The 22,671-nt window shown below is 59.9% G+C and carries 26 protein-coding genes; 22 read left to right on the top strand and 4 right to left on the bottom strand.

Annotated features, from left to right (window positions below):
• Positions 1-2: 2 nt before the first annotated feature.
• The 10 genes from ACX3YD_RS09705 to ACX3YD_RS09660 all read left to right on the top strand — a co-directional run bounded on the left by ACX3YD_RS09705 (position 3) and on the right by ACX3YD_RS09660 (position 9,934).
• Positions 3-845, top strand: a complete 843-nt coding sequence (locus ACX3YD_RS09705) for a ParA family protein (RefSeq protein ID WP_458959791.1) — start codon at positions 3-5, stop codon at positions 843-845.
• A complete protein-coding gene (dnaB, locus tag ACX3YD_RS09700) occupies positions 845-2,191 on the top strand; it encodes a replicative DNA helicase (RefSeq protein WP_458960400.1) in 1,347 nt (448 codons plus the stop codon). The genes ACX3YD_RS09705 and dnaB overlap by 1 nt, the downstream gene beginning before the upstream one ends.
• Entirely contained in the window at positions 2,191-2,406 is a 216-nt protein-coding gene (locus tag ACX3YD_RS09695; protein WP_151141652.1) for a hypothetical protein, read from the top strand. The genes dnaB and ACX3YD_RS09695 overlap by 1 nt, the downstream gene beginning before the upstream one ends.
• Before the next feature lie 10 nt (positions 2,407-2,416).
• On the top strand, positions 2,417-4,036 hold the full coding sequence (locus ACX3YD_RS09690) for a ParB family protein (RefSeq protein ID WP_458959790.1): 1,620 nt from the start codon (positions 2,417-2,419) through the stop codon (positions 4,034-4,036).
• Positions 4,033-4,581 carry a DUF2857 domain-containing protein gene (locus ACX3YD_RS09685; protein ID WP_458959789.1) on the top strand — a complete coding sequence of 183 codons (549 nt, stop codon included), beginning with the start codon at positions 4,033-4,035 and terminating at the stop codon, positions 4,579-4,581. The genes ACX3YD_RS09690 and ACX3YD_RS09685 overlap by 4 nt, the downstream gene beginning before the upstream one ends.
• Positions 4,578-5,792, top strand: coding sequence for an STY4528 family pathogenicity island replication protein (locus ACX3YD_RS09680; protein ID WP_458959788.1), 1,215 nt, complete (start codon positions 4,578-4,580; stop codon positions 5,790-5,792). Before ACX3YD_RS09685 ends, ACX3YD_RS09680 begins: the two co-directional genes overlap by 4 nt.
• Positions 5,793-6,052: 260 nt before the next feature.
• Positions 6,053-6,808: a PFL_4669 family integrating conjugative element protein gene (locus ACX3YD_RS09675; RefSeq protein WP_458959787.1), complete on the top strand. Its 756-nt coding sequence runs from the start codon at positions 6,053-6,055 to the stop codon at positions 6,806-6,808.
• Positions 6,805-7,323 (top strand): DUF3158 family protein, encoded by a 519-nt coding sequence (locus ACX3YD_RS09670; protein ID WP_458959786.1) that lies wholly within the window; start codon positions 6,805-6,807, stop codon positions 7,321-7,323. Before ACX3YD_RS09675 ends, ACX3YD_RS09670 begins: the two co-directional genes overlap by 4 nt.
• Complete coding sequence (locus ACX3YD_RS09665) at positions 7,320-7,787, top strand: single-stranded DNA-binding protein (RefSeq protein ID WP_458959785.1); 468 nt, start codon at positions 7,320-7,322, stop codon at positions 7,785-7,787. The genes ACX3YD_RS09670 and ACX3YD_RS09665 overlap by 4 nt, the downstream gene beginning before the upstream one ends.
• A 179-nt stretch (positions 7,788-7,966) precedes the next feature.
• Positions 7,967-9,934, top strand: coding sequence for a DNA topoisomerase III (locus tag ACX3YD_RS09660; RefSeq protein ID WP_458959784.1), 1,968 nt, complete (start codon positions 7,967-7,969; stop codon positions 9,932-9,934).
• A 690-nt stretch (positions 9,935-10,624) separates the two neighbouring features.
• Here the strand turns inward: ACX3YD_RS09660 and ACX3YD_RS09655 are convergent.
• Complete coding sequence (locus ACX3YD_RS09655; RefSeq protein ID WP_458959783.1) at positions 10,625-10,756, bottom strand: hypothetical protein; 132 nt, start codon at positions 10,754-10,756, stop codon at positions 10,625-10,627.
• A 119-nt stretch (positions 10,757-10,875) separates the two neighbouring features.
• Between ACX3YD_RS09655 and ACX3YD_RS09650 the strand changes: the two genes are divergently transcribed.
• The 3 genes from ACX3YD_RS09650 to radC all read left to right on the top strand — a co-directional run bounded on the left by ACX3YD_RS09650 (position 10,876) and on the right by radC (position 12,379).
• Complete coding sequence (locus ACX3YD_RS09650; protein WP_458959782.1) at positions 10,876-11,457, top strand: STY4534 family ICE replication protein; 582 nt, start codon at positions 10,876-10,878, stop codon at positions 11,455-11,457.
• Positions 11,458-11,528: 71 nt separating this feature from the next.
• Positions 11,529-11,786: a hypothetical protein gene (locus tag ACX3YD_RS09645; protein ID WP_151141610.1), complete on the top strand. Its 258-nt coding sequence runs from the start codon at positions 11,529-11,531 to the stop codon at positions 11,784-11,786.
• A gap of 98 nt (positions 11,787-11,884) precedes the next feature.
• The gene (radC, locus tag ACX3YD_RS09640; protein WP_458959781.1) at positions 11,885-12,379 is read left to right on the top strand and encodes a RadC family protein; all 495 of its coding nucleotides are present in this window, start codon (positions 11,885-11,887) and stop codon (positions 12,377-12,379) included.
• Positions 12,380-12,806: 427 nt separating this feature from the next.
• Here radC and ACX3YD_RS09635 read toward each other — a convergent pair whose 3' ends face one another.
• Together ACX3YD_RS09635 and ACX3YD_RS09630 are read right to left on the bottom strand one after the other, a co-directional pair.
• Positions 12,807-13,139, bottom strand: coding sequence for a type II toxin-antitoxin system HicB family antitoxin (locus ACX3YD_RS09635; protein WP_151141604.1), 333 nt, complete (start codon positions 13,137-13,139; stop codon positions 12,807-12,809).
• The gene (locus ACX3YD_RS09630; protein WP_458959780.1) at positions 13,136-13,366 is read right to left on the bottom strand and encodes a type II toxin-antitoxin system HicA family toxin; all 231 of its coding nucleotides are present in this window, start codon (positions 13,364-13,366) and stop codon (positions 13,136-13,138) included. Before ACX3YD_RS09630 ends, ACX3YD_RS09635 begins: the two co-directional genes overlap by 4 nt.
• A gap of 315 nt (positions 13,367-13,681) precedes the next feature.
• Between ACX3YD_RS09630 and pilL2 the strand changes: the two genes are divergently transcribed.
• The 7 genes from pilL2 to ACX3YD_RS09595 are packed head-to-tail and all read left to right on the top strand — an operon-like array spanning position 13,682 to position 19,601.
• Entirely contained in the window at positions 13,682-14,224 is a 543-nt protein-coding gene (gene pilL2 / locus ACX3YD_RS09625) for a PFGI-1 class ICE element type IV pilus protein PilL2 (RefSeq protein ID WP_458959779.1), read from the top strand.
• Positions 14,221-14,892 (top strand): chemotaxis protein, encoded by a 672-nt coding sequence (locus ACX3YD_RS09620; protein ID WP_458959778.1) that lies wholly within the window; start codon positions 14,221-14,223, stop codon positions 14,890-14,892. The genes pilL2 and ACX3YD_RS09620 overlap by 4 nt, the downstream gene beginning before the upstream one ends.
• Before the next feature lie 9 nt (positions 14,893-14,901).
• A complete protein-coding gene (locus tag ACX3YD_RS09615) occupies positions 14,902-15,621 on the top strand; it encodes a TIGR03759 family integrating conjugative element protein (protein WP_458959777.1) in 720 nt (239 codons plus the stop codon).
• A complete protein-coding gene (locus tag ACX3YD_RS09610) occupies positions 15,603-16,151 on the top strand; it encodes a lysozyme family protein (RefSeq protein WP_458959776.1) in 549 nt (182 codons plus the stop codon). Before ACX3YD_RS09615 ends, ACX3YD_RS09610 begins: the two co-directional genes overlap by 19 nt.
• A complete protein-coding gene (locus ACX3YD_RS09605) occupies positions 16,148-16,663 on the top strand; it encodes an integrating conjugative element protein (protein ID WP_458959775.1) in 516 nt (171 codons plus the stop codon). Before ACX3YD_RS09610 ends, ACX3YD_RS09605 begins: the two co-directional genes overlap by 4 nt.
• A 9-nt stretch (positions 16,664-16,672) precedes the next feature.
• On the top strand, positions 16,673-18,832 hold the full coding sequence (gene traD / locus ACX3YD_RS09600) for a type IV conjugative transfer system coupling protein TraD (RefSeq protein ID WP_458959774.1): 2,160 nt from the start codon (positions 16,673-16,675) through the stop codon (positions 18,830-18,832).
• A 40-nt stretch (positions 18,833-18,872) separates the two neighbouring features.
• Positions 18,873-19,601, top strand: a complete 729-nt coding sequence (locus ACX3YD_RS09595; RefSeq protein WP_458959773.1) for a TIGR03747 family integrating conjugative element membrane protein — start codon at positions 18,873-18,875, stop codon at positions 19,599-19,601.
• Between the two features lie 61 nt (positions 19,602-19,662).
• Here the strand turns inward: ACX3YD_RS09595 and ACX3YD_RS09590 are convergent, their stop codons facing one another.
• Positions 19,663-20,034 carry an IS66 family transposase gene (locus ACX3YD_RS09590; RefSeq protein WP_458959772.1) on the bottom strand — a complete coding sequence of 124 codons (372 nt, stop codon included), beginning with the start codon at positions 20,032-20,034 and terminating at the stop codon, positions 19,663-19,665.
• Positions 20,035-20,221: 187 nt separating this feature from the next.
• Here ACX3YD_RS09590 and ACX3YD_RS09585 point away from each other — a divergent pair, with 187 nt between their 5' ends.
• Both ACX3YD_RS09585 and ACX3YD_RS09580 read left to right on the top strand, forming a co-directional pair.
• Positions 20,222-21,076: an ABC transporter substrate-binding protein gene (locus ACX3YD_RS09585; RefSeq protein ID WP_151141586.1), complete on the top strand. Its 855-nt coding sequence runs from the start codon at positions 20,222-20,224 to the stop codon at positions 21,074-21,076.
• An 83-nt stretch (positions 21,077-21,159) separates the two neighbouring features.
• On the top strand, positions 21,160-22,668 hold the full coding sequence (locus ACX3YD_RS09580) for an amino acid ABC transporter permease/ATP-binding protein (protein ID WP_033040901.1): 1,509 nt from the start codon (positions 21,160-21,162) through the stop codon (positions 22,666-22,668).
• The last annotated feature ends 3 nt before the right edge of the window (positions 22,669-22,671 follow it).

Genomic DNA, 22,671 nt, shown 5'->3' with positions numbered 1-22,671 from the left:
GCATGCGCGTGGTGTCGGTGATTTCCACCAAGGGGGGTGTTGGCAAGACCACGGTGACCGCCAATCTCGGTGGTCTCCTGGCCGACGCCAGTCTACGCGTGCTGTTGCTGGATCTGGACAGCCAGCCCACGCTGTCCAGTTATTACCCGCTGGAGCATGTCGCACCGGCGGGCGCCTATGAGCTGATCGCACTCAACCTGACCGATCCCCCACAGATCGTTTCCCACACCAGACTGGATAACCTCGACCTGATTCTTTCCAACGACCATCGGGGGCAACTCAATACGCTATTACTGCATGCCCCAGATGGCCGCCTGCGCCTAAGGCACCTGCTGGATGGCTTTCGCGATCAGTATGATCTGCTGCTGATTGACACGCAGGGCGCGCGGAGCGTGCTGTTGGAGATGGCGATCCTCGCCTCTGACCTGGTGCTCTCCCCGATCAACCCGGAAATGCTCGCCGCACGTGAACTGAGCCGCGGCACACTGAAACTCCTCGGTGACCTGGAACCCTTCCGCCACCTCGGCATCGCTATACCGCCGTTGCGTCTGCTGCTGAACCAAGTGGACTTGGTCAGGCTGGATGCGCGGATGATCGTACGTGGATTGCGCGACAGCTTCCCAGCCGCCAGCTCGATTGCAGTGCTAAACACCGTCATCCCCAATCGGGTGGCCTATGTGAATGCCGCCTCACTGGGTCTGCCGGTTCACCGAATCGAAACGTCCCGTCCGAGCGGTCGACGCTCGCCCTCAGCTCTGCAAACCCTGCAAGCCCTGGCCATTGAACTGTTCCCCGAATGGCAGGCCGCCATCTCGAGGGTCGGCCCCAGTGCGGAGAAGCCATGATGAACATCGACTACCTGACACCGCCCTACTCACTCGAAGCGGAACAAGGCGTACTCGGCGGGCTGATGCTGGACAATAGCACCTGGGACTTACTGGCCGATCGGCTGATCGCCGAGGACTTTTTTCGCTCCGAGCATCGGGCAATTTTTAAGGCCATTGAGATCCTGGCGCAGCAGAATATGCCCTTCGACGTGGTGACCCTGTCCGAAAAACTCACCGATCAGCCCGAATCGGGTGGACTGGCCTACTTGGGCGAGCTGGCCAAAAACACGCCCTCAGTGGCCAATATCAAGACCTACGCCGAGATTGTTCGCGAACGGGCCCACCTGCGTCGACTGATCCAGCTCGGGTTCGCTTGCAGCCGCGAAGCCGCTGAACCCCAAGCCAGCAGCCAATTGGTCCAGGAGCTGTTTGAGCAACGGCTGTTCGCGCTGGGCCAGGCGCAACAACGGCAAGAGTTCGTCGACCTAAATCACTGCCTGCTGGGTGTGATCGAGGAGATCGACCAGCACTTTAACAGTGGCGAGATCACCACCGGTGTCCCCAGCGGCCTGGTCGAGCTGGACCTCAAGATCGCCGGCTTTCAGCCAGCCGACCTGGTGGTGGTCGCGGCACGACCGTCGATGGGTAAAACCAGTCTGGTGCTGAACTTTGTGGATACCGCCCTCGCCGCTCGCCCCTGCGCTTCGGTGCAGATCTACAGCCTGGAAATGCCGGCACGAGCACTGGTGTATCGGCTGCTGGCCATTCTGGGTCATCTCTCGCTGGCCAATCTCATGAAAGGCCAGCTGAGCGACAACGATTGGCCACACCTGACGGCCGCCGCGGCCAAACTACAGAGCTACGGGGAACGCTTGATCATCGATGACAGCCCGGCCCTGACCTGCATGGCATTGCGCTCCCGTGCCCGGCGCGCGGCTCGCCGCTTTGGCGCACCGGCCTTGGTCATGGTCGATTACCTGCAACTGATGCGAGCCCCGGGCCGCGAGACCCGCAATCTGGAAATCGCCGAGATCTCCGCGGGGCTCAAGGCACTGGCCAAGGAGCTGAATTGCCCGGTCATTGCCCTCTCCCAACTCAACCGTTCCCTGGAGCAACGCAGTAACAAGCGCCCGGTACTGGCTGACCTGCGCGAATCGGGTGCCATCGAGCAGGATGCCGACCTGATCCTATTCGTCTACCGCGATGAGGTGTACCACCCCGAGAGCGCCGATCGCGGCACCGCCGAACTGATCATCGGTAAGCACCGTAATGGTCCGACCGGCTTCCTGCGGGTCCTGTTCATCGCCGAGCAAACCCGCTTTACCTCCCTATATGCCAACAGCGCTTGGCAAGGAGCCTCCTGATGCGTCAAGCCCTTGAGCCAACCGGCGTACCGACCCGGCATGCTCTGCTGGATGTTCTAGACGAAGAATACTGCACCGTGGTGTTTCGTCTGCGAGGCGGGCGTCTGAGCAGGAGTGAGTTGCTGGTCGAATTGTCCCAGTACGTTGAAAGCGCGGGGACAGTCGAAATCGTCCGCTTCCACGTCGGTAATGACTTGGATCACTCCCACGCATGAGGCTTGCCGAATGAAAAAGCCGACTCAGGAGGACATCAGCGGCAAGCTGATGACCGGCCACTTCGGGCACCGCCTTGAGGTGGATCAAATAGCCGACCCTCTCGTCGATACGCCCATGTTGGTGACCCTAGAGCAGCTGCGACCGTATGAACACAACCCGCGCTTTCTCCGTAACCCCCTCTACGACGAGCTCAAGGCCTCGATCCGCGAGCGTGGTTTGGATCAGCCGCCCCCGATTACCCGACGTCCCGGTGAGGCATCCTTCATCATCCGCAACGGCGGTAATACCCGTCTGGCGATCCTCGGCGAGCTGTGGCAAGAAACCCGTGATGAACGTTTCTTTCGCATTCACTGCCTGTTCAAACCCTGGACCCATGAAGTCAGCGCCCTGCTCGGCCACTTGGCCGAAAGCGACCTGCACGGCCAGCTCACCTTCATCGAGCGGGCGCTGGCGGTCGCCAAACTTAAGGCTATGTTTGAACAGGAGGGCGCCGCGCTGCCACAACGCGAACTGGCCACCCGCCTGGCAGCCGGTGGTTATCCGATTTCACAGGCGCACCTCAGCCGGATGCTCGGCGCCCTGGAGCACCTGCTGCCGGCCATTCCGCAAGTGCTCTATGCCGGCTTAGGAAAACATCAAGTCGAGCGTTTGATTAGCCTGCGCAACCAAGCCGAGCAGACCTGGAACCGCTACCCGTCGAACGCCTATGCCTTCAACGAGTTCTGGCTCAACACATTGGCCCGCTTTGATGCAGAGCCAGAGGACTTTGACGTCGAGCGTGTTCAGGATGAGCTCCTTGAGCGAATGAGCCAGGTGCTCGGACAGTCCCATCGCATGCTGGCGTTGGAGCTGACCGCCAGTCAACGCCCGCAGCCGCAACCAGGCATTGTGGTAACCCCATTGCCCGAAATCGGTCAACCTTTGAGCCCGCTCGTGTCAGCCCCACCCGCTCTTGAATCTTGCCCCTCCTCCCCTGACGCTCGGCTTCCCGATAGAGAAAAAACAGCGCAGTTGTCTGTACAGATAGATGAACCGCTAGCAGCGCCACACAGTCCCCCTTCACGGGTTCAGGACATCCGCGAGCTGATCGCCCGCGAGACCATGAACGAGTCACTGTCAAACGTTGAGGAACCTGCCGTCGGCCCCACGCGGCCCCAGGCGAATGGGTTTCACACAGTGGGCGACCTCTGGCACATTGAGCCCGCACACGACACCCCCGAGCAGCTACGTTCCGCCATCTTCAACCTGGCACGACACCTGGCGAGTTACGCCGTAGAGGCCGACAGCGTGGTCGAGCAGCTGGACGGGCTCGGCTATGCCCTGCGGGTGGAACCGCTCGATCAGAGCTCACCCCGGGCCACCGGCATTCAGCTGCTGCTGACCGCCCTGTTGCGGGCGCATGACGAGGTCCATTGGGAGGATCGCCAACACCTGCCCGCGGCTCTGTTCGGACAACTGCTCATTGGCGCCTACGAGGTCCCGCTGAACGATCGCCCCGCCATAAATGTGGGCTTGGAGCGTCTGCCTGACGAACAGTTTATCCAGCTCTTTCGTCTTATCCGCCTAGCCCGACGCCTGATCGATCAAACGCTTGAGCCTTCGCTCGCCCCTCCGGAGAAACTGCCATGAGCCAGTCCTTTAATCTGCTCAATCAGGCCATGCTGACCCAAGTGCTGCATGAACTGCGTCAGGGCAACTGGCAGCGTTGCAAGGCATTAGGCTTGGGCGAAGACGACCTCAATCTATTGCAATCCTTACCGCCCACCACCTTGTCGCGCCTGGCCCATGCCAGCGTGTCCTGGGTGGAAATCCGCATCGATTCACCGGTGCTGCGGCGCTTGATTGAGCAAGCCGATCGCGACGAACAGAACGAACGGTTGATCAACCGGGCCCTCAAACTCGGCGCCAGCAGCACCATTATGTACCAGTGCTTCGGCTTGGCCCATTCGGAAACCGCGATGCGCCGCCGTCTGCTCAAAATCGAAACCCGTAAGGGCCGTCCTCATCACCTCAGCGAATCGCAAGAGCATGCACTCTGGCGGCGATGGTGCCAGTTGCGTGAGCAGGAAGGCAGCGAGGATCAACTCGACGCGATGATGATGCTGGCCGAAGAACAACAGATCAGTTTGGTGGTGGTCTGGCAGCAAATCGCGCAACACAGCACACAGCCGTGAACGCTATGACGACCTCCCGTTGGCAAGGGGTGCTGCACCAGTGCGCCCGACAGTTAGAGGATCAGTGGCCTGCCCGTCCAGCGTCCCCCAAACCTTCCGCCTACGGCCTGCAGGCCGGCTTTCTGTACAGCGGCCAATCCCTCGATACTGTGCCACGTCGCCTGCTGCTGGACAGTCGCTTGACGCCTCTCGAGCGCAACGCCTGGCAGGTGTTACGCTTGTTATTGGACGGCCAGGGCTTGGCAACACCCTGCTATCAAGATTTGCAGCCTTATTTGTCGACCGTTCCCTATGGCCCTGCGGCCTCTCGCGAGACCATCGCCCGCGTGCTCACCGTGCTCCGGCTCACCCGCTGGCTAAGCCTGGTAGCGCGCGGACGCAACCCAACCAGTGGGCGCCTGCAAGGGTCGCTGTATGTGCTGCATGACGAGCCGCTGACTCCTGCCGAAGCCATGGAACTGGATCCGGACTATTTAGAACTGATCGGGCATTGCCTCGATCACGCCGCCAAGAACGTTCGCATCGTTGCGCAACACGTTCTGGAGGAGATACAGCGAGATACCGATATTGATCAGCGACGGCTGCCCACCCGGCTGGATGTCTTGGGTGAACGTTTAGCCGAGCACGCCTTGGCGACACCCGCGGCCGATGCCCCCCTGCACGAATCCGAACTAGGTGAAATGGCCGCCGTTCGGATTCGTGCAACCCCTAGTTCGGAGTCCGAACTCGGTCTAGAACCCCGCATTCACGGCAGCGTTCGGAATCCGAACGCTGCCTGTACTGTATTTAAAGAACGTATTAGTACTGTACTGCACGTGAACTCCGGTATGGAAAAGCCGAGTTTGCAGTGGCCTGCTGAATTGCATCTGCGCCCTGAGGAGCAACAGGCCGCGTTCATTGCGCTGAACAAACTGGAGCCCGGTGATCGCCAGGCGGTATTAAACGAGGCGGGGGCCCGCTGCGCGGCCGGTGGCATCCGCAAACCCACCGCGTACCTGATGGGCCTGATCCAGCGTGCGCTACGCGGTGAATTCCATCCCTGGGCCGGGCAGGCCGCAGCGTCACCCGTCGTCAGCTCAGGCTCAACTGCACCACCACCACCACCACCACCACCACCACGATCCAAAAAGCCGGGCGAGCCGCTATCACCCTTGGTGCAAGCCTGCCTGGATGAGTTGCGTCAGCTCCCCGCGAAACGCCCTGGCAGTTAGTAGATTTGATGCCAGTGGCATCAAGTCTAATAACTGCCAGCCTCTCTTTCACTCGAGGAAAACAACCGCCTCAGGGGTCCATAGGTCTCCGGACTGGTCGTGGACCTCAGTGGATTTGATGCCCCGGGCATCACGCCAGGGAGCGATCAGCGACATCCTTCCAACCTCGGCAAACCGAACAGACCGGGTTCAGCTTTTGGGCTGCTCTTGCAGATCCTCCGCCGCAATGTTCTCGCCCAAGCACCTGCGAGGACAACACCGTGGCCGATCACTACCAACTCAACCTGGGCTCATTGCGCAGCAGCATCACCCTGACCCTGCATACTCACCACGCCGCGCGCATCTGGCAAGGCCGGACGGCCCGCGAAGGCGTGCACCCGATCATGGGCATGGCCGGCTATATCAGCGTCACCAACCTGATCAAACAGGCCTCGGTCCACGACGATCCCTACGCCGACTGGGCCATGTTGCAACTCGAAGAAAAATTGCTGCAGGCCAAGGCCGGAATGCTGCAACTCATCCAGCAACTGGATCGGGTCAAGCAGGACCTCCCGACCCAGATCGACATGGGCGACAACCTCAACATCCATCCGGTGACCGTGCCGCTGTACATCGGCAGTCAGTTGGGCTTTCTGGCGGTTTACCTGTTGACCGACTACGACACCTTGGTGCGCCGCACCTTACTCGCCCATCACACCGCGCTGATCGGGCGCGTCGACATGGAAGCCTGGATCGACGACGGTGCCCATCTGCTGCGCAGCCTCTTTGGCCTGGCGCAGCACTATCGACATGCCGCCGTCACCCGGGATGACATGGCGGCGAACAACGCCCGGGCCCATGAGGCCATCGACAAGTTCGGTTTGCCACCACAAGACGTTCTCGAAGGCCTGCGGCGCTCGCAGTTTGCACCGCCGATCATCCGCGGTGGTGCTGCGCCCATGGCTCACACCGAAGCCCTGGTAGGCAACGAGGAAGATCCGCCAGCGATCCTACCTGAGCCGGAGGATCAAGCATGAGCCCCATCAACCCGACGCAATCGATCCCCTGCGACGTGCTGACAGCGGATGCCTATCGACAGCTCGAACACGCAGCCTCCCTAAAAGGCCTTTTAAAACCTTTTAAGGGTAAGGGGGAGTTTGTACACCTGGCGCAGGTGGCGAGGGACATCGAGGCGCAGTTATGCCGATTGATGGAGGCCGTCATGCAGCAGGCCGGACGACCACCTTACTCGCTGCTGGATACGCGTCTGGTGCTGCAAAACACCGGTGCCGGCAGCGCCTTCCTGCGCTGGCGTACCCGTGACTTCGCCCGCATGGGCGTGGCGGTCTGGGAGCAGCAAGTGGCCAATCCCGCCCTGTCGCCGGCCATGCGCGAAGGGCTGTACCGATTCGAATGCGAGCGCATTGCTCTGAACCTGCAGATGAGCGTGATGCATTCGCTGTTTCGCCAGGCCAGCACCTGCGCGATCAAAATGGCCAGTGCCGAGCAGGTTTTGCGCCAGTTCACCACCATAGTGGAGGTATCACCATGAGTACGTTTTTTGTCGGCGAAGGCAACATCGGCAGTGCGCCAGAGTTCCAGGAATTCACTTCCGGCCATGACGAGCCGCGCCGTTTGCTACGGCTGAATGTGTATTTCGACAACCCCGTGCCGCGCGAGGGCAACTATGAAGACCGTGGAGGGTACTGGGCGCCAGTAGAGCTCTGGCACCGCGACGCCGAACACTGGAGCACGCTGTACCAAAAAGGCATGCGCATTCTGGTGGAGGGCCGCACGGTCAAGGACGAGTGGGAGGACAGCGAGGACAATGCGCGGGTGACCTTCAAGATCGAGGCCCGCCGCGTTGGCATCCTGCCGCACCGCGTGCAAAGCGTGGTCATGCGGGAGCGTTCCAGTGAACAGGCGGGTCCTGAGAAACGCGGGGAACACAGTACAACCCGGGCGAACAGCCAGGGCTCTTCAGCAGCCGCAAAATCCAGGAAGCGCAAGGCGTAATCAACCCAAAAGCGAAGGGCGACCGGCCTACAAGGTGCGCCTCTGGTGAGCCTGACGTTCGCCCTTCAGTGCTAGGCTTCCCGGCATGACAAATGTGGAGAGCCTGGCATTCAGGTTTCTCATAGCCCACCCCTGCGGTTTCCCTCGACGCTGCTCTGGACCCCATCCGGAGCAGTGTTATGCGTCTATTCCTCTGCGAAAAACCCTCTCAAGGTCGAGACATTGCCAAAGTGCTGGGCGCCACCCGGCGCGATGATGGTTGCCTGCTTGGCACCGACTCCACCGTTACCTGGTGCATCGGCCACCTGCTCGAGGCCGCTCCGCCCGAAGCCTATGGCGAGCAGTACAAGAACTGGTCGCTGGATCAGCTACCCATCATTCCCAAACAATGGAAAGTCGAGATCAAACCCAAGACCACCGCACAGTTCAAGGTCATCAAGCGCTTGCTCAGCGAAGCCTCCAGCGTCGTCATCGCCACCGACGCCGACCGCGAAGGTGAGATGATTGCCCGTGAATTATTGGAGCTCTGCCACTATCGAGGGCCCCTTCAGCGCCTCTGGTTGTCCGCACTCAACGAGGCATCGATTCGCAAAGCCCTGGCCGCACTGAAGTCCGGCGAGGAGACCTTTCCGCTCTACCATGCAGCCCTCGCCCGCAGCCGCGCCGACTGGCTAATCGGCATGAACCTGAGTCGGCTGTTTACCCTCCTCGGTCGGCGTGGGGGTTACGACGGGGTGCTGTCGGTGGGACGGGTGCAGACCCCGACCCTGCGCTTGGTGGTCGATCGGGATCGTGCGATTGCCAGTTTTGTCCCGGTGCCCTATTGGGACGTGGAGGTGCACCTGTCCTCGATGGGTCAGCGTTTCATCGCGTCGTGGTTACCACCCAGCTCGGGACGAGATGACGCCGGTCGTTGCCTGCAGCAGGCACTTGCCCGTCAGGCGCTCCGAGCGATCACTGGCGGCAAGATCGCCACAGTGCTCTCGTTGCAGACTGAGCATTGCCGCGAAGCACCACCCCTGCCCTTCGACCTGAGCACGCTGCAGGAAGTCTGCTCGCGCAAACTGGGGTTCGGTGTTCAGGAAGTCCTGAATATCGCCCAGGCCCTGTATGAAACCCATAAAGCCACCACCTATCCGCGCAGCGATTGCCGCTTTTTGCCCGAGAATATGTTCGACGAGGTACCTGCAGTGCTCAAGGCCCTGCTCACCACCGATCCTGCCTTGCAAAGCGCGTTCGGCAGGCTTGATCGCTCGTTGCGCTCACGGGCCTGGAACGATGCCAAGGTCACCGCGCACCACGGCATCATCCCCACCACCGAGCCTGCGAACCTGGCACGGATGTCCGAACCCGAGCGCCAAGTCTACGAACTGATCCGAAGCCATTACCTGGCGCAATTTCTGCCGCATCATGAGTTTGATCGGACCCAGGCCGAACTGGAGTGCGGTGGACAGCGGTTAACTGCGGTGGGCAAACAGATCCTGGCCCAGGGCTGGAAAGGTTTGCTCGACGACAGCGCCGAAGACGATGAACCGAGCCAAAAGTCCCAGCTACTCCCCGCCGTACAACAAGGTACGCAATGCACCGTGAGCGACGTCGAACTCAAGGCCCGGCGCACCACCGCCCCCAAACCCCTCACCGAAGGCGAGCTGATCAAGGCCATGAAAAACGTGGCCAAACTGGTCAGCGATTCCCGCCTGAAACAGAAACTGCGGGATACCACCGGCATCGGCACCGAAGCCACCCGCGCCAGCATCATCAAGGGTTTGATCGACCGTGGTTATTTACTGAAGAACAAACGCGCCCTAAAGGCTTCGGCAGCGGCCCATACCCTGATCGAGGCGGTACCGGCCACAGTCGCCGATCCGGGGATGACCGCGATCTGGGAACAGGCTCTGGACGAAATCGAAGCAGGACGTCTGACCCTCGAGGCGTTCGTCGCCAAGCAGGCAAGCTGGATTGCGCAATTGATCGAACACTGTGGGACGCTCAGCTTGGCGGTGTCTGTCGCAGCCGGTCCGACGTGTCCAGTTTGCAACAACACGATGCTTCAGCGTAAAGGAAAGTCGGGCCTGTTCTGGTCGTGTTCCCGGTACCCGGCATGCAAGGGGACTTTGCCCCTCAAAAAAGAGACGCATCGCCAGTGATGCGTCGCCTAAACACCTGGATTTCTCTTGGGAAAAGGGTGGAACAATTGACCGCCCTGCTCGGCAGTACCTAGGCGTTGAGCTCAGACTTGACGCTGGCGCGGCGTCTCTGCTGTAGTAGTTTCGGTGCATCGCCAATGGCGACCCAAGACCGATAAGCTCCGGGTAGCTCGGTCGGACTCTCAGAGTTCGGGGCCTTCTTCTCAGTGGAACAATTTCCCCACTACATGCTCGACCTGATCGTGGTGGCGGATGCCCCCTGTTGCCTCTGCCAGGCAATAGCGGTCATCCGCTTCGACGCTCATATTCAGCCCCGGCGCCCATCGGGGAAATACTGGGCACCCTTTGTGCGCGGATGCGTGCCAGTAGGTTCCGACCCAGGCCACGATAAGGGTCGGTTGGCGAATCATGACGCAGTGAATCAAGCTTTGCGAGGAGCCGTTCGACTGCGCAAGACCGTCAAAGGTGGTTTTTCTCTTCCTCGCCTGGCCCGCGCCGGGCCCCTCTTCACTTTATTCAGTCCTCTAATTGCCACTGTATTCCAGGTGTCAACAATCGGCTTGCAGCGCCTTGACGCGCGACGTTGCCAGGTTTATAGAAAGGGTGTGGTTCGCTGTCGTTGACGGCCCAGCCCAGGTAGCCAGAACCTTTAAGGCTACGCCACGTTCGTGGTGGTTGACCCAAGTGCGATCAGCGTTCGGAGGCTCGCACGGTTACCGTTTCAGCGGTGATGAATGCCCACTCCCCCAGGTCCTCGGACTTTTCCCGCGGACGCTCTTCGACCGTACCGCTATTCCCCAGGTGCAGCATCCTGCTCGTCATCGGCTTGCCGCTGACGGGTCGTTCGTTGCTGACTTTTACGTTACCCACCCTGACGGGGGCGCACTTCCCCGTCCAGGGAGTGTGTGTCGCCGTTTTCCCATGTAACAGGAGAAACCATCATGGCCCACGCCAACCAACCCCAAGAAGCCATCACCTACTTCAATCTGCACACCGTCGGTATTGGCTACCTCAACCGTGTTCGTGAAGTACAAGTCCGCCGCGGCCAACCATTCATGGCTTGCGATATAGCCGCTCTACACGGTTCCACCGATGCGGTGGAATACACCCGCTTCGATTGCAAAGTCGCTGGCGGCGAAGCTGAACGCTTGATTCGTCTCTATATGGACGCCGTCAAAGCCGAGAAAAAGGTTTTGCTGTCGTTTCGTATCGGTGATCTGTGGATCGATCCGTTTCTCTACGAGAAAGGTGAGAGACAAGGCCAGCCAGGCGCAAGCCTGAAAGGTCGTTTGCTTTTCATCGACTGGATCAAGGTCAACGGCTCGCTCGAGTACAAAGCGCCCGCCAGGCAGGAAGCACCAGCCCCTGCGGAGCACGCGCCAAATTATGAGTCCTCTCCAGCGTCGGCGGAGACCAAGTCTGAGGAGAGCGCAATCCCAACAGAGGCTCAGCTCGAACCTGAAACTCAACCCTCTCCATACACCGCTAGCCGTGACGCTACCCACACGGTTCAGTCCATCTGAACAGTCCGCGATGTTCCTCACCCAGGCGCTCCGTCGAGCGCCTGTACCTCACTCAGCACAGGAGAACCACCATGGAATCCTTCTGGCTTTGCGACGACTGCCTGTTCGCTGCCGCTTACGAGGACTACAGCGCATTATCGCTCTACGACACACCGGATGAAGTCGAGAAACGTCTCGCTGCTATCCAATCTGGACTGATGCACTTGATGCCCATCAGTGCTGACTTCGACGCCGAGGCCGGCTGGGGAATCAAAACCTTTTCCTCGTTGCCCTGTGATGGTTGTGGTTCGCCCCAATCGGGTCAACGCCACCAATTCACTCGGCTGTAAACGACGCAACATCGGCTAACGCCCGCCATTTCATACCCAACTGGGGAGACCACTCCCCTGGGGTGCATCCCCCTAATGACTCCATCGGAGGCACTACCATGGGAACCCAACTCATGCTGATTGAAAACATGGATTTCGAGGCCGATCGTATCGCCCAGGAAAACCGAGTGATCGACAAAGCCCTGCTTATTTTGGATCGTCGGCTGTTCTCCCGCGGCCCCGACCTGGCCTCACCTGACGCCGTGGCGGCCTATCTCAAACTGCAGCTTGCGCAACAAGAGCATGAAGTTTTCGGTGTGATTTTTCTAGATGCTAAGCACCGGGTGCTGGCGTTCGAAATTCTGTTTTACGGCAGCATCGACGGCGCCAGCGTTTATCCGCGACAGGTCGTTAAGCGCTCTCTGGCGCATAACGCGGGCGCTGCCATTTTGGTTCACAACCACCCCTCAGGTTGTACGAAACCCAGCCAGGCAGATCGCCTTCTGACCGCACGCCTGAAGGAAACCCTGGCCTTGGTCGAAGTGCGTGTACTGGATCACTTTATCGTAGGCGAAGGCCGTCCCCTCTCCCTGGCCGAATATGGCTGGCTTTAACCCTTACAGGCGCCTTCGGGCGCCTTGTTCATATGCACCCAGCATGGAGACACAATCTTGTGGATGAATGTCCCGCCGTCAACTGACCACAGCAAACGAAGGGAAGACGATGAGCTGTTGCTGGGATTGAAGAAGTTTCAAGTCTTCAAGACTGCAATCGTCCAGCGAAGAACACGCTTCGGGCATGAGAGATCGGTAGAGGCACACAATCGCCTTCAGCGGCAGAGGAAGATCTTCCAAACAGCTGAACTAAATCAATGGAGCATGATTTACATGCTCAGGATGATACGCCCGGCAAAGCATCGGGCTTTAATCGTATCCGCCCTGTCATGCCTTCGTCACATCTGCCAAGCATCGTGCGGTCAGCCAAAAGGATTTGGCCCTATCTACAGAGAGCCCGCCGGTGCGGGCTTTTTGCTGTCTGGCATCACGCGTGCGTAGCACGCTCGAACACTTCGTCAGCCCACTGGTTCAGACTCTTGCCGGCGGATTGGGCAGCAATGGTCGCGGCAGCATGCACTTCGGGACGAATGCGCAGCATCACTTTTCCAGAGGCTGGCTTCTCAGGGCTGAGCCCTTGCTCAGCACAGTCAGCCAAATAATCCTCTACAGCGGCAGCAAACTCGGCGCGCAGCTCGGCCACGGAATCGGCGTGAAAGCTGATGATGTCGCGCACACCCAACACTCGGCCGACGAAGATGTCGTCACGCTCATCAAACTCGACTCGAGCCGTATAGCCCTTATAGGTCATGCTGTTCATAGCTCAACTCCTGCTCGCTGAAGAAACTCGCGAGCTTCTTCTACCTGATACTTCTTGGCTTCTTTTCCTGGGTGCGGTCGATGGCAGCGCCATTGCGCGTCTCTCAGTACGAGCTTGACCCGCGAGCCTTCACGCTCCAGTACCTGGCCGCCCAGATGAATGACCAAGGCCTCAATGTCAGAAAAAACTACCGCCGCGCTGGTTGGCGTGCGGTAGATAGCTTCCATAGTTTTTCGGTGCCTGTTCTTCATGCGTCTTATGCTATCAAAAAAAGATAGCACACGCTAACCCTTCCAAAACCGCCGAAGGCCGCCACTGAAGGGGCACTTTGTATCTGCAGGCACTCCCAGCACGCTATCTACACTGTCCATTTCGGATGAAATCCTCCATTAACCTGTCTTGGCCGGACTCGCCGTTTTTTGAAGAGTAACAACGTGAAGTGCAATGCATTAAAACGACCCATCCTGAGTCGGCTTTCTCACTGAATGATCCTGTTCCTCATGTCAGATTCTGCACTGAATCTGACATGAGGATTTTTTTCTATGGGCCGTTTCTTCACGCCTATTTGCCTGCTGGGCCTGCTCAGCGCCTGCACCGCGCAGGTCACCAGTACCTCATCACCCCCACCTCTGATCGACAGGGGTGCCAATCGGGCCCAGGGACCCATAGGCGTAGCATCAGAACGTCATCAGCCAGAACTTCGTTACGGCCGCTATACGCTGGTCAGCACGGAACCCACGCCAGAACAGCGGGATCTTCTCGCGCAAATTATCGAGGTGACCATCCCCTCCAACCTAAATCCCTCGGTGCAGGACGCCCTGCACCACGTGCTCCAGCGCTCAGGCTATTCGCTCTGCCCGCCCACCCCATCGGTACAAGTGCTCTTCACCCGGCCCCTGCCGGCAGCCCATTACCGGCTTGGCCCCATCACCCTGCGGAGCGCACTGCAGGTGCTGGCCGGTCCGACCTGGCCACTCTCGGTCGATGAAGGCAGTCGTTCGGTCTGCTTCACCCAACAAACAATCGATCTCGCCGCCCTGCCGCTGACGTCTGTCCTGTCCCGCTCACCGGAGGCGCGCCCATGAAAGCCTCGACCTTTCAACCCCTCATCGTTGGGGGCCTTTGCCTGGCGATCGCCGGCCTGAGCGGTGAGTTATACAACCAGTACCTGCGTCTGGACGAGCTGCAGAGTACGACCACCCAACGCCTACAGCCCCTGGACATTTTGCGACACGATTTGAGTACCCTAAAGGACGCGCAAGAAAAGCTGCAGTTCGCATTGAACGACTTGAAACTGGCAGTCGATACAGGCGAGCAACAGGCCAATACTCTCGATCCCCTGTTGGATCAGTGGGCGCAAGATATCCAAGAACTGCGCAAGGGTTTGGCCACCCGTGCCACCGAGGCCGACATGACGGCGCTGCGCGCACGCCTGGAGCAGGCCGAGCAACGACTTCTGGACCTCAAGCCCCGGTCACCCACCCCACCCGCAACATCTTCAGCGCCCAAACCAAAAAAGACCGCTAGCCCCCAGCTCGTCGCACTCTCACCACCGTTCTCGGTGCTGGCGGTCGAGTCCCGCGCGGGTGAGCACTTTCTCGCCACCGCGCCGCCTGGCAGTCGCTCGCTCACGGATATCCGGCTGCTGCATAGCGGTGAACAAATCGGGGCCTGGCGCTTGAAAGCACTGGAGCCAAGATCCGCACTCTTCGCGGTGACGGGTCAACCCGATCAGACCGTGCCACTGCCGTGAGAAGCGATCATGAACAGAGCGCCGCTACCCACCATCGTCTGCCTCATGTCGCTGCTGGCCGCAGGCTCTGCGCTCGGTGATACCGTCACGACCCAATCATTGATTCAGGATACGCCGTCGACGCCTTTGGCACGCTCCCGCATCGCGCAAGCGGCGAACTGGGGACTCACCGAGCAGGAGTGGTCACGCTTCGAGCGCATCCAGGCTGGGCCACGTGGCTTCTGGAGCCCGAACCTCGACCCGTTGACCGCACTCGGAATTGAAGCCGAGAGCGACCAGGCACGTCAGCGCTATGCCGAATTACAGGTCACGCTGGAGGCTAAGCGGGCCGAGCGCGAACTGGCCTACCAGAACGCTTACAACGCCGCTTGGGCCAAGCTGTTTCCCGGACTGCTGCCCATCCAGGGCATGGCATCCCCGTCCTCAGCAAGCTCACCGGTCGCGCCCCGCCCTGCCTTGTTTGTCGAGGACCAATGCCCAGCCTGTTCCGCCGAAGCGCAACGCCTGCAAAGCCGTGACGTGGCATTCGATATCTACCTGGTGGGCAGCCAAGGTGAGGATGAGCGTGTGCGCAGCTGGGCGCGTCAAGCCGGCATTGACCCGGCCCGGGTGCAACGCCGGCAGATCACCCTGAACCATGACCGGGGTCACTGGTTCAGCTTCGGTGCACCAGGACCTTTGCCTATGACTTTCCAACAGGTGAATGGACAATGGCAACGCCTCCACTGAGTAGCCTGGTACTCATGCTGATGACGCTGGCGACTCAGGCCGCTGAACTGCCGCCACCCGCCTACCAACTGGCGGCACAGCGCGCCGACATCCCGTCGACGGTGCTGTTCGCCATTGCCTTGCAGGAGAGTGGAGTCCGCGTCCGGGGTCGACTACTGCCCTGGCCCTGGACCCTGAATATCGCCGGAAGCCCTTATCGCTTCGCCACCCGCCAGGCGGCGTGCCAGGCTTTGCTCCTAGCGCTCGCCCAGCATGACTCCAAGCGGATTGATGTCGGTCTCGGGCAAACCAATCTGGGTTACCAGGGACACCATTTTTCCAGCCCCTGCGACGCCCTCGACCCTTATCGAAATCTCGCCGTGACCGCCGCCTTGCTGCGTGAGCATCACACCGTCACCGGTGATTGGGTGTTGGCGGCTGGGCGCTATCACCGCCCAGCGGGAGGTGCACCGGCTGCGCGCTACCGCGCGGGGTTTTCCCGGCAACTCGAAGGGCTGCTGATTTCCCTCAACGAGGTCACACCACCATGAAGCGCATACCCCTCACCTGTTATTGCATCCTGCTTCGGGCATCTTTCGCCCAGGCGGAATTGACCGTGGTCGGAGATTCACCGGAAGACGTCACCCGGCCCTATTTTCACGTAACGGGTGCTCAGAGGAGTGACCGAGTTCAGACTGATCGGGCCATGCATGCCGATCTGTCCACGTTTACCGATGAGGCGTGGATACTGCCAGTCCGCAGCTCCCACTTGAGTCGTGGCCCGATCACACCCCGAACCTTGAACATGCCGGGCCTACAACCCTTCTTCCTCGTCGGCGGCGATCCTCAATCACTGACCTGGCTGCGTCAACGCGCGGCTGGACTGCGCGAAATGGGTGCGGCCGGCCTGGCCGTTGAGGTCGCCGATACCGAAGCCTTGCTCCGAATTCGAGCGGCGGCGCCGGGACTCACCATCCTCCCGGTGAACGGAAACGAGATCGCCACCCGCTTGCAGATCGAGCACTACCCCGTCTTGATCACCGCCACGGCACTGGAACAGTGAGCCCCGACCATGGCCGAGCATGCGATGGAATCCAAGCTCCGGCCGGCAGTGGAGCTTTACACCGTAGCGATCTGCATCGCGGCCGCCGCGCTGTGCCTGTATTCACCTTGGGCCGTGGCGCTGTCCCCCGAAATTGGCCTGGTTGCGGCGTTGGCCTATGCCTTGTTTGGTTTCATTCGACTGCGCCAAGCCTGGGACGTGCTGCGCTATCGGCGCAATATCCGTCGCTTGCCCCGCTACGAACTGACCAGTCGGCAGATCCCCGTGAGCCGCCAGCGCTTGTTCATGGGCCGCGGCTTTCGCTGGACTCGCCTGCACACCCAGCGCCTGGTCGAGGCCCAGGACCCGGCCGTGGCCTGTTATGTCGATCCCCCGACCCGCCACCGCCTGGCCCGCGGTCTCGAGCGGCACCTGGAGCATGCGCCGTTTCCACTGTCGGCCCTGGCACGAATCACCGCGTGGGACAGCACCTTCAATCCGCTACGGCCGTTGCCCCCTGTAGGCGGTTCACCGCTACTGCATGGGGTTGAGCCGAATGAGATGGAAGTCAATCTGCCACTGGGCGAACGGGTCGGACATACCCTAGTGCTGGGTACCACCCGTGTGGGCAAGACACGCCTGGCCGAGGTGTACATCACCCAAGACATCCACCGCGTCAAACCTGAGGTGGTGATCGTGTTCGACCCCAAAGGCGATGCCGACCTGCTCAAACGCATGTACGTGGAGGCCAAACGGGCCGGCCGGGATAAGGAATTCTATGTATTCCATCTGGGTTGGCCAGAGATTTCGGCCCGCTACAACGCCGTAGGACGCTTCGGGCGTATCTCGGAGGTGGCCTCGCGCATTGCCGGGCAACTCAGCGGTGAAGGCAACTCTGCCGCCTTTCGCGAGTTTGCCTGGCGTTTCGTCAATATCATCGCCCGAGCCCTGATCGAGCTGGGCCGGCGCCCGGACTACCTGCAAATCCAACGGCATGTGGTCAACATCGATGCGCTGTTTATCGAGTACGCCCAGCAGTTTTTCGCCAAGACTGACCCGCAGGCCTGGGCAGTCATTGTCCAACTCGAAGGCAAACTCAACGAGAAGAACATTCCTCGGCATATGGTCGGACGCGAAAAACGCGTGGTGGCCATCGAACAATACCTGGCGGCGAAACGGGTCTTTGACCCGGTGCTGGATGGATTGCGCTCGGCAGTGCGTTACGACCGCACCTACTTCGACAAAATCGTTGCCTCACTGCTGCCACTACTAGAGAAGCTCACCACCGGTAAGACTGCGCAGTTGCTGGCCCCCAATTACACCGACCTGGAGGATCCGCGACCGATCTTCGACTGGATGCAGATCATCCGCAAACGCGGGATCGTCTATGTCGGCTTGGATGCCCTGACCGATGCCGAGGTCGCCGCGGCGGTGGGCAACTCCATGTTCGCCGACCTGGTCTCGGTGGCCGGGCATATCTACAAGCATGGTATCGACCATGGCTTGCCTACCGCGGACAGCAGCGCCAACAAGCTACCGATCAACCTGCACGCCGATGAGTTCAACGAGTTGATGGGCGATGAATTCATTCCGCTGATCAACAAGGGCGGTGGCGCAGGCATTCAGGTGACGGCTTACACCCAAACCCTCAGCGATATCGAGGCACGTATCGGTAACCGCGCCAAAGCCGGCCAGGTCATCGGTAACTTCAACACCCTACAGATGCTCCGGGTGCGTGAAACCGCTACTGCCGAGCTGCTCACCCAACAGTTGCCGAAAATCAACGTGCTGACCAAAACCTTGGTCTCGGGCGCCACTGACACGTCCGACCCGGATGCCACCACAGACTTCACCTCGTCATCCCAAGACCGAGTCAGCAGCACCAGCGTGCCGCTGATCGAGCCGGCCCATATCGTCAGCTTGCCCAAGGGGCAGATGTTCTCCTTCCAAGTGGGTGGTCAGCTCTGGAAAGTCCGTATGCCACTGCCCAAGCCTTCGCCCGACGACGCCATGCCCAAAGACTTGCAGGAGCTCACTCAGCGGATGCGCGCCAGCTATAACGAGCAGGCGGGGCACTGGTGGAGTGCAAGCGGTGGCGGTCCGACGCTCGACTTCGATCCAGATCGCGCCACGCCACCACGTACCTCCTCAGTGGTGGATTCAAGTGCGCCTACTCAGCAGGTGCCGTGACAATGACGCCCCGGCAGTGAGCCTCGCGGAGTCAAGAAGGATGACTTCAGTTCAGCCCCCTCCACCGCAACCGATCCAGCGCCCAGGGCTGATCGTTTCGGCGATTGGCCTGTTCCTGCGCATTATCGGTTTGCTGATCGCCTCGTTGTTGTTCTCGATCCTGATCGAGTGGGCCGGTCTGCTGCTGTTTTGGGGTGATCAAGGCTGGGGACACAGTCAGGCAATGCTGAGCAGCGAACTGAGTTGGCTCAGTGAGCACTTCAAATCCTCACTGATCCTCCAACAACCAGGGCAGACGATTATCAAGTGGATGGATTTCCTCAACCACTGGTTGTTGGTCAAGACCGGTTTTGCAGACTTTGCCCAGCAGGCGCGGGTGTCGAGCCAGGGCAAGGGTTTCTGGAGCGGGATCAATCAGCTGTATGTGAGCATTGAGGATTTCGTCCTGGCGGCGGTGTATGTCAGCTTCACCTTTGTGGTGCGCCTGACCATTTTGGCCTTGGCGATCCCCCTGTTTCTGCTGGCCATGTTTACCGGCTTTATCGACGGCCTAATGCGCCGCGACCTGCGCAAGTTTGGAGCTGGGCGCGAAAGCAGCTTTGTCTATCACCGGGCCAAGCGAGCGGTCATCCCACTACTGATCGTGCCCTGGATCCTTTACCTGTCGCTGCCCTTTTCGCTCAACCCCATGGCGGTATTTCTGCCTTGCGCCGTGATGCTCGGGGTGACCACGGCTATCACAGCGGCGACGTTCAAAAAATATCTCTAAGAATTAAACGAAGCTATTAAATCTTGAACACGTCGATCAAGGACTGTGCCTTCTCCGCGACCTAGAACTTGCTAACAGCATACAAATCGCAAAACTTGCGGCGAGCATGGGTCATGCAGCCGGCGAAGTCGTCACAGACCTGCTTGCAGCTCCAGCTGCTCAGAAGGTTTCTACCATACTCACCGGCACGGCTCGGGTTGAAATCGTAAAAAGACTGCTGCCAAGTCCACAAACGAGCTGGTGGCATGGCCCAACCATCGGCGCGATGAGTCTTCTTGACGCCCGGGATAAGCATCCATACCGGATCTTCATCGACAGGGATCACCCCGTGTTTGAGCACTGCTTCGCACAGCGTACCCATCAGCTGTTGCAGTTGCCCGCCGGTAACAACTCCGCCTCTTCCCCGCGCAAAAATCCATTTCTCTTGCGCCACGACGTAGCGTTCGGTAACGAATCGCACCGCTTTGATATACCCGCCTGCCCATAAAAGGCGTTTCAGAGACGAAAAACATTCAAATCGGTCTTAAAATCGTTACTTGGCATGATAATGGCTTTAATTAAAACAATAGATTGTTGAACAATCATAGCCATATTGCTTTCACCAACAGAGGATAACGAACATGCAAAAAGGTCTGACGGGCAAGAAAACCACGCGCAACGTGGCGCTGACGATAGCCCTGGCGTGCGTGGCGCCGCTAGTGTCTGCCGCAGAGATCAAGGGCACGCTGAAACAGGGAGAGTTGTCGGTAGGCTCCGACCTTACCTACCCGCCCTACACCTATCTGGAGCAAAAGCAGCCATCGGGCTTCGACCCCGAGTTCATGCAGTTGATAGGCAAGCAACTGGGGCTGGAGCCGCGCTTCCTCGATACCCGCTTTGCCAACCTGATATTGGGCGTCAATGCCCAACGCTTCGATGTGGTTGCCTCGGCGCTGTATGTCACCCCGGAACGCGCCAAGCAGGTGGACTTTCTCAGCTATCTGAAGACCGGCTCCTCTCTGATGGTGCTCAGTGCCGGCGACTTTAGGCCACAGCGACCGGAAGACCTTTGCGGCAAGCGCGTGGGCTCAATCAAGGGCGCATCCTGGGTTCCCAAGCTCAACAAGGTTTCCGCCGAATACTGCCTGGCCTCGGGCAAGCCGGCGATCCAGTCTCGTGAATTCCCGACCTCGCCCGAAGCGGCTCAGGCCCTATTGGCCCAGGCGGTCGACGTGCAGATGGAAGATCCTGCGGTAGCCAAGATCACCGTAGAAAAACTGCAGGGCAAAACCGTTATCAGTTCCAGCGAACTGATCTATCCGGTGGTCATCGGGCTGGCCGTGCGCAAAGGCAACCAGGCGCTATTGGAAGAATTGACCACGGCTCTCGGCCAGATCAAACAGAACGGCAGCTACGGCGAGCTGCTCGCCCGCTACAACCTGGCCGAACCGAATGCCGAGGAAATCAGTGCGGCGCTGGGTGCCAGCACACACTGAGACACCGCGCCGAGCGAGCCCGGTAGCGGATTCATCGATCCTTTCCAACTTGCGGAAAGATCACAGCAACGCGGAGTAAGTACATGCAATTCGATTGGCACTACACCTTGGGCCTGTTGTGGAACGGCGACTTCTGGCGAGCCGTGGCGACCGTGGTCGAGCTGAGCCTGGAAACCTGGCTGCTGGGTATCGTCTTCGGCTTCTTCCTGGCCCTGGCACGACAGTCGCAGCGGCGTTGGTTACGGGATGCGGCCGGCCTCTATATCTGGTTTTTCCGCAGTCTGCCGCTACTGGTTCTGCTGATTTTCGTCTACAACCTGCCCCAGGTGTTTCCTTCCACCAGCGCGCTGCTGTCCAATCCCTACTCGGCAGGCCTGATCGCCTTAGTGCTCAGTGAAGCGGCGTATATCGCCGAGATCCATCGCGGCGGCCTGCTGGCGGTGGTCAAGGGTCAACTGGAAGCTGGCAAGGCCCTGGGCGTCGGCTATCGCGGTGTACAGCGACTGATCGTGGTGCCCCAGGCACTCCGCGTAGCCCTGCCGACCCTGGCTAATGAATACATTACCATTGTCAAGCTGACCTCGCTGGTCTCGGTGATTTCGCTGTCGGAAATCCTTCTGGTAGGCCAACAGCTCTATACCCAGAACTTCCTGGTCATGGAAACCATGTTCGCGGTGGCCTTCTACTACGTGTTTATCGTCACCGTGTTCAGCCGCCTGTTGCGCCTGCTGGAGAACCATCTGGACGTGACCCGGCGCAAACCGAAGAGCATCGCGCCTGCCGAACTCGGGCAGGTGGCGACCCGGCGTGCCGCCGGCCAGGCCGAGCCAGGCGAGTTCGCCCTGCAAGCGCGGGGCGTACGCAAGTCCTATGGCGAGCTGGAAGTGCTCAAGGGCGTTGAACTGAATGTGCGCTGGGGCGAGGTGGTGTCGATCATCGGCCCATCGGGCTCAGGCAAAACCACGCTGATCCGCACCATGAACGGCCTAGAGAGCCTAGATCATGGCGAAATCACACTGCAAGGCCAACCGTTCCTGCGTGGCACCAAGGAACCGGAGGGGCCCCTGGGTAACAAGGTACATATGCAGGGCATCGTGCATGTCGGGATGGTCTTCCAAGGCTTCAACTTGTTCCCGCACAAGACCGCTCTGGAAAACGTCATGCTCGCACCGGCCTATCACGCCCATGGGGGCGGCGAAGAACTGCGCCTGTTGAGCCTGGCACTGCTGCGCAAGGTGGGCATGCTAGAGCATGCCGGCAAATACCCGCACCAGCTTTCCGGCGGCCAGCAGCAGCGCGTGGCGATTGCCCGGGCGCTGGCGATGCGACCTTCGGTCATGCTGTTCGACGAGCCGACCTCGGCCCTCGACCCGGAACTGGTCGGCGATGTACTGGCCGTGATCGAGGAACTGGCTCGCGAAGGCATGACCATGGTGATCGTCACCCACGAAATGAACTTCGCCTTCAAGCTCTCCGATCGGGTGGTGTTTATGGAAGGCGGCGAGATTATACAGAACGCTGCGCCGCGAGAGATGCTGGAGCAGCGCAGCGAGCGCATGACCAAGTTCCTCAAAGACGTACAACTGGCGTGAGCC

It is taken from the genome of Pseudomonas fluorescens group sp. PF-1 (assembly GCF_054481335.1).
Note: the sequence above shows the minus strand (reverse complement) of the source record. Positions and strands in the feature narration are given on the sequence as shown.

Coding starts and splice junctions, on each gene's coding strand:
- ACX3YD_RS09705 (WP_458959791.1), top strand. CDS start 3: ATGCGCGTGGTGTCGGTGATTTCCACCAAGGGGGGTGTTGGCAAGACC.
- dnaB (WP_458960400.1), top strand. CDS start 845: ATGAACATCGACTACCTGACACCGCCCTACTCACTCGAAGCGGAACAA.
- ACX3YD_RS09695 (WP_151141652.1), top strand. CDS start 2,191: ATGCGTCAAGCCCTTGAGCCAACCGGCGTACCGACCCGGCATGCTCTG.
- ACX3YD_RS09690 (WP_458959790.1), top strand. CDS start 2,417: ATGAAAAAGCCGACTCAGGAGGACATCAGCGGCAAGCTGATGACCGGC.
- ACX3YD_RS09685 (WP_458959789.1), top strand. CDS start 4,033: ATGAGCCAGTCCTTTAATCTGCTCAATCAGGCCATGCTGACCCAAGTG.
- ACX3YD_RS09670 (WP_458959786.1), top strand. CDS start 6,805: ATGAGCCCCATCAACCCGACGCAATCGATCCCCTGCGACGTGCTGACA.
- ACX3YD_RS09665 (WP_458959785.1), top strand. CDS start 7,320: ATGAGTACGTTTTTTGTCGGCGAAGGCAACATCGGCAGTGCGCCAGAG.
- ACX3YD_RS09660 (WP_458959784.1), top strand. CDS start 7,967: ATGCGTCTATTCCTCTGCGAAAAACCCTCTCAAGGTCGAGACATTGCC.
- ACX3YD_RS09655 (WP_458959783.1), bottom strand. CDS start 10,756: ATGACGAGCAGGATGCTGCACCTGGGGAATAGCGGTACGGTCGAAGAG.
- ACX3YD_RS09650 (WP_458959782.1), top strand. CDS start 10,876: ATGGCCCACGCCAACCAACCCCAAGAAGCCATCACCTACTTCAATCTG.
- ACX3YD_RS09645 (WP_151141610.1), top strand. CDS start 11,529: ATGGAATCCTTCTGGCTTTGCGACGACTGCCTGTTCGCTGCCGCTTAC.
- radC (WP_458959781.1), top strand. CDS start 11,885: ATGGGAACCCAACTCATGCTGATTGAAAACATGGATTTCGAGGCCGAT.
- ACX3YD_RS09635 (WP_151141604.1), bottom strand. CDS start 13,139: ATGAACAGCATGACCTATAAGGGCTATACGGCTCGAGTCGAGTTTGAT.
- ACX3YD_RS09630 (WP_458959780.1), bottom strand. CDS start 13,366: ATGGAAGCTATCTACCGCACGCCAACCAGCGCGGCGGTAGTTTTTTCT.
- pilL2 (WP_458959779.1), top strand. CDS start 13,682: ATGGGCCGTTTCTTCACGCCTATTTGCCTGCTGGGCCTGCTCAGCGCC.
- ACX3YD_RS09620 (WP_458959778.1), top strand. CDS start 14,221: ATGAAAGCCTCGACCTTTCAACCCCTCATCGTTGGGGGCCTTTGCCTG.
- ACX3YD_RS09615 (WP_458959777.1), top strand. CDS start 14,902: ATGAACAGAGCGCCGCTACCCACCATCGTCTGCCTCATGTCGCTGCTG.
- ACX3YD_RS09610 (WP_458959776.1), top strand. CDS start 15,603: ATGGCAACGCCTCCACTGAGTAGCCTGGTACTCATGCTGATGACGCTG.
- ACX3YD_RS09605 (WP_458959775.1), top strand. CDS start 16,148: ATGAAGCGCATACCCCTCACCTGTTATTGCATCCTGCTTCGGGCATCT.
- traD (WP_458959774.1), top strand. CDS start 16,673: ATGGCCGAGCATGCGATGGAATCCAAGCTCCGGCCGGCAGTGGAGCTT.
- ACX3YD_RS09595 (WP_458959773.1), top strand. CDS start 18,873: ATGACTTCAGTTCAGCCCCCTCCACCGCAACCGATCCAGCGCCCAGGG.
- ACX3YD_RS09585 (WP_151141586.1), top strand. CDS start 20,222: ATGCAAAAAGGTCTGACGGGCAAGAAAACCACGCGCAACGTGGCGCTG.
- ACX3YD_RS09580 (WP_033040901.1), top strand. CDS start 21,160: ATGCAATTCGATTGGCACTACACCTTGGGCCTGTTGTGGAACGGCGAC.